This window comes from Enterococcus sp. H57, from assembly GCF_003112495.1.
GTDB classification, from domain to species: Bacteria; Bacillota; Bacilli; order Lactobacillales; family Enterococcaceae; genus Enterococcus_B; species Enterococcus_B faecium.
This window is the reverse complement of sequence record NZ_BEHC01000069.1, coordinates 1-13083: the sequence shown is the minus strand read 5'-3', so window position 1 is coordinate 13083 and position 13083 is coordinate 1. Positions and strand designations below refer to the sequence as shown.

Below are 13083 nucleotides of genomic sequence, written 5' to 3'. Positions count from 1 at the left end.
TCTTCACTATCGATACTCGGACAAAGACTCTACTATTTTCATTCTTGACTAATCTGTCTGATGATATCTGCTGGCGTAGTGGCTTCTTTTATTCCCTTTCTAAAATCTGCATTCATCAATCGTCTGGAGAGTGCGCTGAGAATCTCTAGATGCATATCTGCTGATTTTTCAGGAACTACGATGGCAAAAATATATTCAATTGGCATTTCATCTATCCCGCTATAGTCCGTTAATTTGGCTGTATGAAAAAAACACAGTGCTGGTTTTCTCACATATTTGCTTTTTGCATGGGGAATCCCAAATCCATCTTCTATTCCTGTGGAGATCTCCTCCTCTCGTTTGAATAGTGCCTTAACGACTTTTTGAACATTTCTTACCTTATTTGTTTTTTTCAACACATCCCCTATTCGCTCAAATAATGATCCTTTTGAATCTATCGATGGATCGAAAACAATCAGTTCTTCTGCGATCAATTGATCAAACCTCATAAAAAACCTCTCCCCCACAAAAAATGTTAACGTTTTCTTGGAACTGAGGTCAGTATAGCATCGCTAGCTGTACCGTTCAATATTATGAATGAACAGAGGAAAAAGACCCATCATCCGCGTGTATAAGTCATTAAAATGAACGATCTAGCTCACAAACAATCGCAAGTCTATAACAAAACAAAAAGCCTTCCTTGAAAGGAAAGCTTAGCTTCTAATTTTAGGTAAATGGTTTTTTACTTCGAAATAACCTTCTTTCATTTCGTTAATAAAAGGTGTCTTTATCATGTTGATAGTCAAAGCTATATACTATTTTTTTCATTGTTTTGTGCATTATGATCCTACGACTTTTTCAGCATCAAACGAAGTTTTAAATTGGCAAAAAAACATAAAAAAACAGACTATCCCTATCAGATAGTCTGCTAAACGTTGAGTTATCAGCGTTTTTATTATTCCGCAGCGTTTGCGTCTTTGAGACCGTATTTTTTGTTGAAACGGTCCACACGTCCGTCTGCTTGTGTGAATTTTTGACGTCCAGTGTAGAATGGATGTGAGTCAGAAGTTACTTCGACACGGATGACTGGGTATGTATTACCGTCTTCCCATTCAACTGTTTCTTGTGAAGTTTTTGTTGAACCTGACAAGAATTTGAAACCAGTTGTTGAATCCATGAATACTACTGGGTGGTAATCTGGATGGATGTTTTCTTTCATGATTTTTTAGCTCCTTTGCCCTGCTCCATTTGCTGAACCAGAGTTGATTTGTCGATTTACAACATTAACATCTTAACATGTTTCAGTCAAGGTTGCAATTATCTTTTCAGATTTCTAGTCGGATTTTTTTTACCAAAGGAGACATCTTGAAATTCTTTGAAAAATTGCTGATTGTTTTTTGTTTTACGCAAAAAGCGGATCAGTTGTTCCGTATATTCTAATGAATCTCCAGTCATATTTTTTCGAAGTTTCCAAATTTCTTCTAATTCTTCACTTGGCATCAATAATTCTTCTTTTCGGGTACCTGATTTTTTGATATCGATGGCTGGGAAGATCCGACGCTCGGATAACTCGCGTGAAAGTTGTAATTCTAGATTTCCAGTTCCCTTGAATTCTTCATAGATCACGTCATCCATACGGCTTCCTGTATCGACTAAAGCGGTCGCTAAAATCGTCAAACTGCCACCTTCTTCGATGTTTCTTGCTGCCCCGAAAAATTTCTTAGGTTTATACAATGCGGCTGGGTCAATCCCGCCACTCAATGTACGTCCGCTTGGTGGAACAACTAAGTTATAAGCTCGAGCAAGTCTAGTAATGCTATCCATCAAGATAACGACATCTCGTTTATCTTCGACTAAACGCATAGCACGCTCCAATACTAATTCAGAAACTCGAGTATGGTTTTGCGGCTGCAGATCAAATGTTGAAGATACCACGTCGCCTTTCACGCTTCGTTCTAAGTCAGTTACTTCTTCCGGTCGTTCATCAATCAGTAGAACGATCAATTCTACTTCCGGATAGTTTTCTGTGATGCCATTCGCGATTTCTTTTAATACAGAAGTTTTCCCTGCTTTTGGCGGTGCGACGATCAATCCACGCTGACCAAAACCGATTGGAGAAAAGATATCGATCATTCGGGTAGATAGTCTTTGCGGTGTTGTTTCCAATTGAAGCTGTCTTTGCGGATAAAGAGGTGTTAAGGCTGGAAAATGCGGACGTTCTTTTGCTTCTTCCGGATCTTTTCCATTAACGCTTTCCACGTGCATCAAACCATAATAACGTTCCGATTCTTTAGGTGGACGGGCTTTTCCTGCCACTTTGTCCCCATTTCTCAAACTGAATCGTCTGATTTGTGAGGCAGAAATATAGATATCTTCTGCACTTGGTCCATAATTGATTGGCCGTAAAAAACCGTAACCATCTTGACCAACGATATCCAATATTCCTTCCATATAATAAAATCCTTGTTTCTCTGCTTGTGCACGAATCACAGCTAGAGATAATTCCTTTTTGTTCATCTTACTGTAATAAGGAATTTTAAATTCTTTGGCATAACTATAAACTTCTTTTAACGTTTTGTTCTCTAGTTCTGCCATTGTCAAATAATCGCTCATTCAGCTCCCACTTCCTCTATCATTTCAATTGATGCCCCTAAGGCTGTTAGTTTCTCGATAATATGATCATAACCGCGTAAGATATAATCTACATTGTAAATCGTCGTTGTCCCTTCTGCCAATAGTCCAGCAATCACTAAACAAGCACCTGCCCGAAGATCAGAAGCCACGACTTCTGTGCCGTGAAGTTTATTTGGACCATTCACGATGATCATATTTCCTTCCACGGTAATATCAGCGCCCATTCGTGCTAGTTCCGGCACATGATTCACACGTTTCGCATAGATCGTATCGATGATTTCTGAAGTGCCTGTAGTCATCAATAGTAACGCAGTAAGTGGCTGCTGCAGATCTGTGGCAAATCCTGGATAAGGATAGGTCATGATGTTTGCGGGTTTTAATTTTTTCGAGGGGTAAACTTCGATTTCATCTTCGCTGATTTTCATATGGACACCAATTTCCTGCAATTTTGCTATAAAGCTTTCCAAATGTTCAAAGATCACATTTTTCACTTTGATACCATTTCCTACTGCAGCTGCTAATGCTAGATAGGTTCCTGCTTCGATGCGGTCAGGAATCATGAAATGCCGACAGCCATGTAATGTTTCGACTCCTTCGATACGGATCACATCTGTACCCGCTCCTCGAACTTTTGCCCCCATATTATTCAGTAAAGTTGCCACATCTATGATTTCCGGTTCTCGTGCAGCGTTTTCAATTACTGTCTGTCCTTTTGCTTTTACAGCAGCTAACATCACATTGATCGTTGCTCCGACTGAAACCACGTCCATGAAAATCCGATTGCCACGCAATCCTTTATTTTCTGTCCGTAAATACATGGCACCATGTTCATTTGTCACTTCAGCACCTAGAGCTTCAAATCCTTTGACGTGTAGATCAATCGGTCTAGGGCCTAAATAACAGCCACCTGGCAGGCCTACTACCGCTTCGCCAAATTTACCAAGCAGTGTTCCCATAAAATAATAAGAAGCACGCAAACTATTGATTTTTCCGTGCGGCATCGGAATCGATACGATTTCTCGAGGATCGATTTCTAGTATGTTGTTGGAAAAATGGACAGTTGCGCCCATGATCTCTAAAATTTCAATTAATGAATGAACATCTTGTATGTCCGGCACACCTTCCAAGATCACTGGGGAATCAGCTAAGATTGCAGATGGAATCAATGCGACTGCACTATTTTTTGCACCGCTGATCGTTACTTCACCAGCTAAAGGTCGGTTTCCTTTGATTACGATTTTTTTCATCTGTTTCCACCTTGTTTATTAATCTTTTTTCATAGATATGCTTGTATTTTATCATAGATAAAAAAAAGAAACGAGCATGGTCTGCCGTTTAAGTAAAAAAAAGATCCCCGACTGAAGCAGATGGATCCGAGATCTTTTCAAAGCGAGGTACTTATTCTGTTTTCCCTAAATATTCTTCCAATGTTATCCCTGCCTCGGTTATTTTTTTTGCTGCTTTTTTACCAACGTATCGATAATGCCATGGTTCGTAACCAACACCCGTAATATGCACTTTGTTTGATGGATAGCGTAAGATAAAACCATATTGATACGCGTTATCTGCTAACCATTCATACACTTCTTTGTCTGTAGAAATACTTGACTCAGCGTTGATATCTACTGCTAATCCTAATTCATGTTCACTTGTGCCTGGTGCAGCTACCCATTTTGCTGCTTCTTCTTTTGCTTTTTGATTGGAATAGCCTTTTTCTTGAAAGGCGGCAATTTTATCTTCCATGATTTTTTCTTGATCTTCTGTCGTTCGAAAACTTGAAACGATTTTCGGATAGATTCCTTCTGCTTTTGCTGCATCAAGCATCAGCTGTAAGTCAGGATATATACGCTTGTCTACTGCTTGATCGTTGGATAGCTTTTGTAACTCCACTGTGTATCCTTGAGGTATTTTATGTTTTGCATTGACTAGTAGTAGATTCCATGAATCTCGTTCTTCTCCACATACTTGGATTTTTTGTGGTATCTTTCTAAAAAATAGACCTATACTTGCTAATAAGACGATTAATAGGATTACAGCTACTGTCTTATACGATCTTTTCATTATTCTTGTCCTCCAACTAAAAAATCTTTGCTTTTCTTAGTAAGTTTACCAAGTAAAACAAAGACAATTTTCTGTTATTTAACAAGAATCTCTTACGATTTTCCTACGAAAGCGGCAAATCAATTGTGAAGCTTGTCTCTTCATCTTTACTTTGTGCAGTCAATTGGCCAGCATGAAGTTCAATGATTTGTTTGGCAATTGCTAATCCCAGTCCAGCTCCTCCTCGATTTGTTTGTCGTGCGGTGTCTAATCGGAAAAATTGTTCAAAAATCCTAGATAGTTTTTCAGGTGGAATAGTTGGACCTTGATTAGAGAAAATAATCTTAACCCGTTTCTTGTCTTGATCTGTTTTTGCCGAGAGTTTGATCACTGCTCCTTCATAGCTGTAGTTGATTGCGTTTTGTAAGAGATTATCAAAAACGCGCTGCATTTTATCGACATCAAAACGAATCGAAAGATCAGCTTCTAACTCACTTTCTAGAGTCAGCTGCTTGGAAGACAAAAGAGGCAAAAATTCATAACTTAGCTGTTCTAACATCATCTTCAGATGGACTTTTGTCGGCATCAATTCGATATTTGATAAATTAAACCGAGCAATTTCAAAGAACTCGTTGATCAGTTCTTCTAGTCTTTCTGCCTTATCTAAGGAAATTGATAGATAATGTTTTCTTAGTTCAGAAGAAATTTCCTGTTCATCTCGTAACAGTGTAAGATAGCCTATCACTGAAGTCAAAGGCGTCTTCGAGTCATGAGCTAAATAAACGATTAAGTCGTTTTTTCGTTGCTCCGCTTCTTTGGCTTGATGCTGACTCAAAACTACTTCCTGACGAATTTGATTCAATTCCCATTCAAACTCCTGTAGATCTTCAGAAAGTTTGAGAGGTTCTATTTGATTTTGATAAAGTTTCCTTGAAGCTTCAAGTACTTCATCCAACTGTGCCATACTTTTTGACCATGTTCTAAGTAAAATAACCAATCCTCCAGCTAGTAACGCAATCAAAACGACAAAAATATAATTTCTTTCTAGGTTTTTCGCAAATTGATAGAATCTATCCGACCATTCCCACGTATAGAGCCCGAATAAAAAGCGACTAACAAAAAAAACATCATAAAAGCACTGATTGTTGCTACAGTAAAAATACTTAATTGTGTAGCTAATCGTTTCAGCAAGCGTTTTTTTAAACGTGAAGAATTTTTGGCATCACCTGTTTTATTCAACTTTATAGCCCACTCCCCAAACAGTTTTTATAAATTTTGGTTTGCGTGTTGGTTCTTTGAGTTTTTCACGCAAGCGTCCGATATGTGCCATGACTGTATTATTGTTGTCGAGAAATTTTTCTCCCCAAACGGCTTCAAACAGCTGTTCTGCTGGAACGACCTCGCCCTTTCGTTCGGCCAAATACCATAGGATAGCAAACTCCAAGGGTGTTAGAGAGATTGTTTCCCCATAAAGTGTACACGTATGTAGCGTTTGGTTAATGATTAGTCCGTGTATATCAATTTCTTTTATCGATTCTTCTGTCGAATAATCAACTTGAATGTTATATTTCTGAAAACGTCTTAACTGTGTTTTGATTCGCGCAACGACTTCTAAAGGATTGAAAGGCTTTGTGATATAATCATCTGCACCTAAAGTCAGACCAGTTATTTTATCTATGTCTTCTATTTTTGCTGTCAGCATAATCACAGGAAAAAAATGATTTTCTCTGATTTTTTGGACGATTTTAAATCCATCAATGTCTGGAAGCATCACATCTAATACAGCTAAATCAAATGATTCTCTTTCTATGCAGTCCAACGCTTCTTGTCCAAGATAAAATTTCTGTACTTCATATCCGTCATTTTTCAGGTAGACTTCGATCAAATCAGCAATTTCCTGTTCATCGTCTACCAATAATATTTTATCTGGCATCGTATTGTTTCACCACCACTAACAAATTTTCTAAATTATATCATATCCATGTCGACTATTATTAAAAACATTGTGCTATTTAATGTACTTGCCTTCGTATTTTCGTTATGTAATTGTCAATATTCTTTCATTATGTATCTATCTACTCATACGAATTCAGTTATCAATATTTATTTTAACTCATAAACTATAAGTAATCTTCATTTTTCCCTCAAAATTTTCTGATGATTTTCCTACAGATGTTTTTTAACAAAGATTCCTTTTATAAAAGGTTTCTATAACCTTGGAATAATAACTCTCTTATTGATAATTATAACTTTGCCTTTCTAAGGCGAATACCATCTACTAAAAAAAAACCAAATAAATATGTTATTTAAAAACATAAAAAGAACGGGACAAAAATGTCCCGTTCTTTTTCTCACAACCGAATAAACAGTATTTGAGGGCTATTGATGCAGCTAAAACGAATTACGCTTTGTTAGCTGAACCGAACCAGTCGATATGAGATTTAGCATCTTCAACGATTGCTGCTTTACCTGGAGCTAATAATTTACGAGGGTCGAATCCTTTACCTTCTTTATCTTTACCAGCTTCGATATATTTACGAGTAGCTGCAGCAAATGATAATTGGAATTCAGTGTTAACATTTACTTTTGAGATACCCATTGAGATAGCTTTTTCGATTTGATCTTGAGGAATACCTGATCCGCCATGTAATACTAAAGGCATGTCTGGACCTACAGCATCAGCAATTGCTTGTAAGTGGTCAAAAGCTAATCCTTTCCAGTTTTCTGGATATTGACCATGGATGTTACCGATACCGCAAGCTAAGTAGTCGATACCTGTAGCAACCATTTGTTTGCATTCTTCAATATCAGCTAATTCGCCGTTACCGATGATTCCGTCTTCTTCTCCGCCGATTGAACCAACTTCACATTCAACTGAGATACCTTTTGCATGTGCTTTTTCAACAACGTCTTTAGCTAATTTCAAGTTTTCTTCAAATGGTAGATGTGAACCATCGAACATTACTGAAGTATAGCCTAATTCGATACATTCCAAAGCAGCTTCGTAGTCACCATGGTCTAAGTGGATAGCAACTGGAACAGTGATGTTCATTGCTTCAACTAAATCAGTGATTAAATCTTTACAGATTTTGTAACCACCCATGTATTTAGCTGCACCCATTGATGTTTGGATAAGTACTGGTGCTTGTTTTGCTTCAGCCGCTTCAAGGATTGCTTGAGTCCATTCCAAGTTGTTTGTGTTGAATCCGCCGACAGCGTAACCGCCTTTACGAGCAGCTTTTAAAAATTCAGCTCCTGATACTACTGGCATAATAAAATTCCTCCTAAGTTTTGTAAAACTAAATTTGTTAAGACAATTCTTAACCAACGACCCTATTTTACCAAACATTTCGGTAGTTTTCTACTAAAATCAATGAAAATGAAAATTTTCAAGAAGTTTTTTGCAAAAAATAAAATATCCAATAGCGCTTTAATCGAAAAAAGTCTTTTGCTTTCTATCTTTTTTCCTACAAATAATAACAAATCAGAAAAAGAGAAAAGTGACAAGAAAATTGCTTATCCCCTTCTCTTGCTACTTTTCTCTTTCTATCAAGTTCAAAAATTATTTTGTTTCGTGATCTGCTAATGATGCTCCGACAAATGCTTTGATTAATTTTTGCGGGCGATTTGGACGAGAAATCAATTCTGGGTGGAATTGGCATCCCACAAAGAATTTTTTCTCTGGCAGCTCTACGATTTCTACTAAACGGTTATCTGGTGAGACACCTGAAAAGACTAGCCCTTGTTCTTCAAACAATTGACGATATTTGTTGTTGAACTCATAGCGGTGACGGTGACGTTCTTGCACAACATCGGCTCCATCATATGCTTCAGCCGTCTTCGTTCCTTTTTTGATTTTACATGGGTATAATCCAAGGCGTAAAGTTCCACCCAAATTCTCGATGTTTTCCTGATCAGCCATTAAATCAATAATATTGTTTGCTGTATCTGGATTCGTTTCAGCTGATGACGCATCTTCTAATCCAACGACGTTACGTGCAAATTCGACACAAGCCATCTGCATACCAAGACAAATACCTAAAAACGGAACGTCATTTTCGCGAGCATAACGAATCGCTTCGATTTTCCCTTCTACTCCGCGATCACCAAATCCACCAGGAACCAAGATTCCATCTGCGTCTTTCAAACGTTCTTCTACATTTTCTCTCGTTAATTCTTGTGCTTTGATCCAATCGATCTCGATGTCTGAATTATAGGCGAAACCAGAATGTTTCAATGCTTCAACTACTGAGATATATGCATCTGGTAACTCGACATATTTACCGACAAGCGCAATCCGTACTTTTTTCTTCAAGTTCAAGACACGTTCTTCTAATTCTTTCCATTCTGTCATATCTGCTTCTGGTGTATCTAGTTTTAAATGGTCGCAAACAATTTGATCCATTCCTTGTGCTTGTAAAACTAATGGGATGGAGTAAAGTGTATCTACATCTGGCGACTCGATAACTGCTTCTGGTTCGACATCACAAAATTGTGCCAATTTATTTTTCACGCTTTGAGAAACAGGTTGCTCTGTACGTACCACCAAAATATTCGGTTGGATACCTAAACCACGTAGCTCTTTTACACTGTGCTGCGTTGGTTTAGTTTTCATTTCTCCAGCAGCTTTCAAGTAAGGAATCAATGTTGTATGGATATACATAACATTATCTGTACCGACATCTGCTTTCATTTGACGAAGTGCTTCAAGGAATGGCAAAGATTCTATATCCCCTACTGTTCCCCCTACTTCTGTAATGATCACATCTGAATCAGTCATTTTAGCTGCTCGCATGATTTTTTCTTTGATCTCATTTGTAATATGAGGAATAACTTGAACAGTTGCTCCCAAGTATTCGCCCTTACGTTCTTTACGCAAAACTTCAGAATAGATTTTTCCTGTCGTCACGTTGGAGTATTTGTTCAAATTGATGTCAATAAAACGTTCGTAGTGGCCCAGATCCAAATCTGTTTCAGCACCATCATCTGTTACGAATACTTCTCCGTGCTGATATGGGCTCATCGTCCCCGGATCCACGTTGATGTATGGATCAAATTTTTGGATAGTTACTTTTAAGCCGCGGTTTTTCAATAAGCGTCCTAAAGAAGCTGCAACAATCCCTTTTCCGATTGATGAAACGACACCGCCGGTCACAAAAATATATTTTGTCATAAGTTCAAAAACTCCTTTTTAATTTATGTGCAGGAAAAGTCTCAGAAAATAAACAAAGCTCCCTATTCTTCAATAAGAATAGGGAGCCGAAATTTCTGTAAACTTCTGACCCTCTAAAAGGGTGCCCAAGGTGTATAATACAAGCTGACTAAGGGAAAGTCAAGTACTCAAATGAATACTATCCGCTTACAATTTTTTCTTTTTCGATATCCTTTGAGAAATTATTTCTTAAGTCCTTTATGAGTGCAAAAAAAATTTAACCCACATAATAAGCTTGATATAAACATAGCTAACGTTAAACCTAAGCAAATCAGAAAATCGTTACTGAAAAATTTTAAGTGAAATAATAGATAAAAAAATAAAACAAACATTATGATAGATAATATCCCACCTAATAAAGAACTACTTTTTCCTACTTGCAGCAACAGTTTATATAGCTTATCGTAGAAACAATCTTTTTCTTTCACCCTTATTTACCTCCTTTACGTAAAAAACGTAGTCCACAGTTCTCGGATTTTTGGCATATCTTTTCTATTAAATAATATCAAAAACAAAACAATTCCACTAATTTTTTCAAAGATGACCTTTTTTTCAACAAAAGTGCCTTGTAGGGATTCATTGAAGGTAACGAATCACATAAGTAAAAAATAAGGAGATGCGACAAAAGTCGTGCCTCCTTATTTCTAAATAAACGGTGTTCTCCTGCCAACTCCTCGGTCACAAGTCACAATATCCATCAAACATGAGAAGCTGTTTTTGAAATTATTTCTTGTGATTCGGAGTTAAATGGTAGGCTCACAACCTCTGGATAAACGGTATTCAAAAGCCAGTTTCTCGGTATTAAGCCAAATTTATGCAAAAATGTAGAAAGCCATTTTCACAAAATTTTTCTTAATACTCGAAACTAAACGTCTTTTTCAAAACCTCTTGGTAAACGGTGTTCAAAAGCTTGCATCTGCGGTAATAAGTTCAGCCAATTCAAAAACAAGAAAAGCTGTTTTTGCTTGGCTATTCTTATTACTTGTTGCAGGGCAGCTTTTTCACAACCTCTCCACTAAACGGTGTTCAATCAGCTGACCCTCGGTATTAGCTCAAAAAACGGCAAAATATGAGGAACTATTTTTCCGTTAGTTTCTCTAATACTCAGGTCAAAACGCTGATTTCACAGCCTCTAATTCACGGTATTCCTGTTTTAATAAAGTTCTAGATATTGTTCTCTTTCCCACTCGGAAACAGTTTGTCTGAATGCCGCCCATTCGAGACGTTTTGCTTCAACAAAATTTGAGAAGATATGTTGTCCTAATGCGTCAATCATTACATTATCCTTACGCAATTCTTTGATAGCATTATGGATAGTTGAAGGTAAGTCCTGGATATGTGCAGCTTCTCTTTCTTCCTCATCCATTACATAAATGTTACGGTCAACAGCTGCTGGCGGTGTGATCTGATTACGGATACCGTCTAGTCCTGCTTGCAACAATACTGCCATTGCCAAGTATGGGTTTGCAGATGGATCAACTGACCGCAATTCCAAACGTGTGGATAAACCGCGAGATTCTGGTACACGTACTAATGGCGAACGATTACGGCCACTCCATGCGACATAAACAGGCGCTTCATAACCTGGAACGAGACGTTTATAAGAATTGACTGTTGGATTGCAAACGGCTGTGTAGGCACGAGCATGTTTCAGCAAACCACCTAAGAAATGATAAGCTGTTTCACTTAGTTCCAATTCACCGTCTTTATCATAGAAAACATTTCCTTCATCATTGAACAAAGACATATTGCAATGCATACCAGAACCATTGATCCCAAATAACGGTTTCGGCATGAAAGTCGCGTGAAGTCCATGCTTGCGTGCAATCGTTTTGACAACGAGCTTGAAGGTTTGGATATTATCACAAGCATCTACCACATCTGCATATTTAAAGTCAATTTCATGCTGTCCTGGCGCTACTTCATGATGTGAAGCTTCCACTTCAAAGCCTAGACTTTCTAATTCCAACACGATGTCACGGCGGCAATTTTCACCTAAATCTGTTGGTGCAAAATCAAAATAACCACCTTTATCATTCAAGGTCGTTGTGATCCCACCGTCTTCGTCTAATTTAAATAAGAAGAATTCTGGTTCAGGTCCTAAATTGAAAGAGGTAAAACCAAGGTCGCGCATATCTTTCAATGCTCGTTTCAAATTCCCGCGAGGATCGCCGGCAAATGGTGTCCCATCCGGATTATAGATATCACAAATTAAACGAGCAACTTTTCCATGAGCACTTTCCCACGGGAAGATCATCCAAGTGGAGAGATCTGGATACAAATACATATCGCTTTCTTCAATTCGAACAAATCCTTCAATCGAAGAACCGTCAAACATCATTTTATTTTCTAATACTTTGTCGATCTGGCTCACTGGAACTTCTACATTTTTGATCGTACCTAAGATGTCTGTGAACATCAATCGTAAAAATCGTACGTTTTCTTCCTCAATGATTCGTTTGATTTCTTCACCTGTTATCTGTTTCTTTACCATGGTATCCCTCTTCCTTTTTTAATTTATTCAGTCAAAGAATTGTCTTTGCAATCCTTGCGACTGATAATGACCTGTTTTGCTTAACCCACCTTGCGCCAAAATCTCATCACGAAAAATTTGTCGAACGTCATGATCTGTCAACGGCTTCTTGTTTTTTGCTTCTTGTTTTTTCGCCTGTGCCATTTCGTATACACGTTTGATCCCAGCCATATTCAATCCCTCTGAAAGATAGTCTTTAATCTCAAGCAACATATCAATATCATTCAGCGAATACATACGTCGGTTTCCTTCGCTTCGTTCCGGATGAACTAAATCTTGTTCTTCATAATAGCGAATTTGCCGAGCAGACAAATCAGTCAGCTTCATAACTGTACCAATTGGAAATACGGACATATATCGGCGCAATTCCTTTTCTCCCATCAGACGTCCCCTTTCGTTTTATAAGTTGGCTAAAGTGTACCAATTAAAAAAAATATTGTCAACTGCATATGTTAGGTTTTCTAACATGAGATCTCTATTTTTTATAAAATAACAAAAAAATAAGAACACAAAAAAGGTATCTAGTTGATTTTCGTACCAGATACCTTTTATTTTTTATTATACTGTACTATCCTTTATTAGTGTTTTTATTGTATGATTTGTCAAATTAAGCTAGAATAAAATGCTTCTTGTACATAGCTCAAAAATATTTCGATTGGTGTTCTGTAATTCAATGATTTTCTTG

General features: G+C 37.6%; 14 protein-coding genes. 1 reads left to right on the top strand and 13 read right to left on the bottom strand.

What is annotated here, in order from left to right; translation table 11 throughout:
* Positions 1-38: 38 nt before the first annotated feature.
* The 9 genes from DIZ30_RS12010 to DIZ30_RS11965 all read right to left on the bottom strand — a co-directional run bounded on the left by DIZ30_RS12010 (position 39) and on the right by DIZ30_RS11965 (position 7924).
* On the bottom strand, positions 39-488 hold the full coding sequence (locus tag DIZ30_RS12010) for a PTS sugar transporter subunit IIA (protein WP_002338703.1): 450 nt from the start codon (positions 486-488) through the stop codon (positions 39-41).
* Positions 489-934: 446 nt separating this feature from the next.
* A complete protein-coding gene (locus DIZ30_RS12000) occupies positions 935-1198 on the bottom strand; it encodes a type B 50S ribosomal protein L31 (RefSeq protein ID WP_002290330.1) in 264 nt (87 codons plus the stop codon).
* Positions 1199-1296: 98 nt separating this feature from the next.
* A complete protein-coding gene (rho, locus tag DIZ30_RS11995; protein WP_002290332.1) occupies positions 1297-2592 on the bottom strand; it encodes a transcription termination factor Rho in 1296 nt (431 codons plus the stop codon).
* Positions 2589-3860, bottom strand: coding sequence for a UDP-N-acetylglucosamine 1-carboxyvinyltransferase (locus DIZ30_RS11990; RefSeq protein ID WP_002326502.1), 1272 nt, complete (start codon positions 3858-3860; stop codon positions 2589-2591). Before DIZ30_RS11990 ends, rho begins: the two co-directional genes overlap by 4 nt.
* Positions 3861-4011: 151 nt before the next feature.
* Positions 4012-4674, bottom strand: coding sequence for a D-alanyl-D-alanine carboxypeptidase DdcY (gene ddcY / locus DIZ30_RS11985; protein WP_109023226.1), 663 nt, complete (start codon positions 4672-4674; stop codon positions 4012-4014).
* Between the two features lie 103 nt (positions 4675-4777).
* Positions 4778-5617, bottom strand: a complete 840-nt coding sequence (locus DIZ30_RS11980; RefSeq protein ID WP_109023225.1) for a cell wall metabolism sensor histidine kinase WalK — start codon at positions 5615-5617, stop codon at positions 4778-4780.
* Positions 5618-5697: 80 nt separating this feature from the next.
* Positions 5698-5892 (bottom strand): hypothetical protein, encoded by a 195-nt coding sequence (locus DIZ30_RS11975; RefSeq protein WP_002301489.1) that lies wholly within the window; start codon positions 5890-5892, stop codon positions 5698-5700.
* Positions 5885-6586, bottom strand: a complete 702-nt coding sequence (gene vanR, locus DIZ30_RS11970; RefSeq protein ID WP_002325445.1) for a VanR-ABDEGLN family response regulator transcription factor — start codon at positions 6584-6586, stop codon at positions 5885-5887. Before vanR ends, DIZ30_RS11975 begins: the two co-directional genes overlap by 8 nt.
* A gap of 468 nt (positions 6587-7054) precedes the next feature.
* The gene (locus DIZ30_RS11965) at positions 7055-7924 is read right to left on the bottom strand and encodes a class II fructose-bisphosphate aldolase (RefSeq protein ID WP_002294057.1); all 870 of its coding nucleotides are present in this window, start codon (positions 7922-7924) and stop codon (positions 7055-7057) included.
* Positions 7925-8026: 102 nt separating this feature from the next.
* Here DIZ30_RS11965 and DIZ30_RS13810 point away from each other — a divergent pair, with 102 nt between their 5' ends.
* The gene (locus tag DIZ30_RS13810; RefSeq protein ID WP_002294058.1) at positions 8027-8239 is read left to right on the top strand and encodes a hypothetical protein; all 213 of its coding nucleotides are present in this window, start codon (positions 8027-8029) and stop codon (positions 8237-8239) included.
* Here DIZ30_RS13810 and DIZ30_RS11955 read toward each other — a convergent pair.
* From DIZ30_RS11955 to DIZ30_RS11940, 4 genes are all read right to left on the bottom strand, one after another.
* Positions 8216-9826: a CTP synthase gene (locus DIZ30_RS11955; RefSeq protein WP_002286999.1), complete on the bottom strand. Its 1611-nt coding sequence runs from the start codon at positions 9824-9826 to the stop codon at positions 8216-8218. The genes DIZ30_RS13810 and DIZ30_RS11955 overlap by 24 nt on opposite strands.
* A 221-nt stretch (positions 9827-10047) precedes the next feature.
* The gene (locus DIZ30_RS13945) at positions 10048-10293 is read right to left on the bottom strand and encodes a hypothetical protein (protein ID WP_002326505.1); all 246 of its coding nucleotides are present in this window, start codon (positions 10291-10293) and stop codon (positions 10048-10050) included.
* 725 nt (positions 10294-11018) lie between these two features.
* On the bottom strand, positions 11019-12359 hold the full coding sequence (gene glnA, locus DIZ30_RS11945; RefSeq protein ID WP_002287001.1) for a type I glutamate--ammonia ligase: 1341 nt from the start codon (positions 12357-12359) through the stop codon (positions 11019-11021).
* 27 nt (positions 12360-12386) lie between these two features.
* Complete coding sequence (locus tag DIZ30_RS11940) at positions 12387-12779, bottom strand: MerR family transcriptional regulator (RefSeq protein WP_109023224.1); 393 nt, start codon at positions 12777-12779, stop codon at positions 12387-12389.
* Between the last annotated feature and the right edge of the window lie 304 nt (positions 12780-13083).

Bases quoted from the DNA above. Each gene is read 5' to 3' on its own strand.
- DIZ30_RS12010 (WP_002338703.1), bottom strand. From the start codon at position 488: ATGAGGTTTGATCAATTGATCGCAGAAGAACTGATTGTTTTCGATCCA.
- DIZ30_RS12000 (WP_002290330.1), bottom strand. From the start codon at position 1,198: ATGAAAGAAAACATCCATCCAGATTACCACCCAGTAGTATTCATGGAT.
- rho (WP_002290332.1), bottom strand. From the start codon at position 2,592: ATGAGCGATTATTTGACAATGGCAGAACTAGAGAACAAAACGTTAAAA.
- DIZ30_RS11990 (WP_002326502.1), bottom strand. From the start codon at position 3,860: ATGAAAAAAATCGTAATCAAAGGAAACCGACCTTTAGCTGGTGAAGTA.
- ddcY (WP_109023226.1), bottom strand. From the start codon at position 4,674: ATGAAAAGATCGTATAAGACAGTAGCTGTAATCCTATTAATCGTCTTA.
- DIZ30_RS11980 (WP_109023225.1), bottom strand. From the start codon at position 5,617: ATGGCACAGTTGGATGAAGTACTTGAAGCTTCAAGGAAACTTTATCAA.
- vanR (WP_002325445.1), bottom strand. From the start codon at position 6,586: ATGCCAGATAAAATATTATTGGTAGACGATGAACAGGAAATTGCTGAT.
- DIZ30_RS11965 (WP_002294057.1), bottom strand. From the start codon at position 7,924: ATGCCAGTAGTATCAGGAGCTGAATTTTTAAAAGCTGCTCGTAAAGGC.
- DIZ30_RS13810 (WP_002294058.1), top strand. From the start codon at position 8,027: ATGAAAATGAAAATTTTCAAGAAGTTTTTTGCAAAAAATAAAATATCC.
- DIZ30_RS11955 (WP_002286999.1), bottom strand. From the start codon at position 9,826: ATGACAAAATATATTTTTGTGACCGGCGGTGTCGTTTCATCAATCGGA.
- glnA (WP_002287001.1), bottom strand. From the start codon at position 12,359: ATGGTAAAGAAACAGATAACAGGTGAAGAAATCAAACGAATCATTGAG.
- DIZ30_RS11940 (WP_109023224.1), bottom strand. From the start codon at position 12,779: ATGGGAGAAAAGGAATTGCGCCGATATATGTCCGTATTTCCAATTGGT.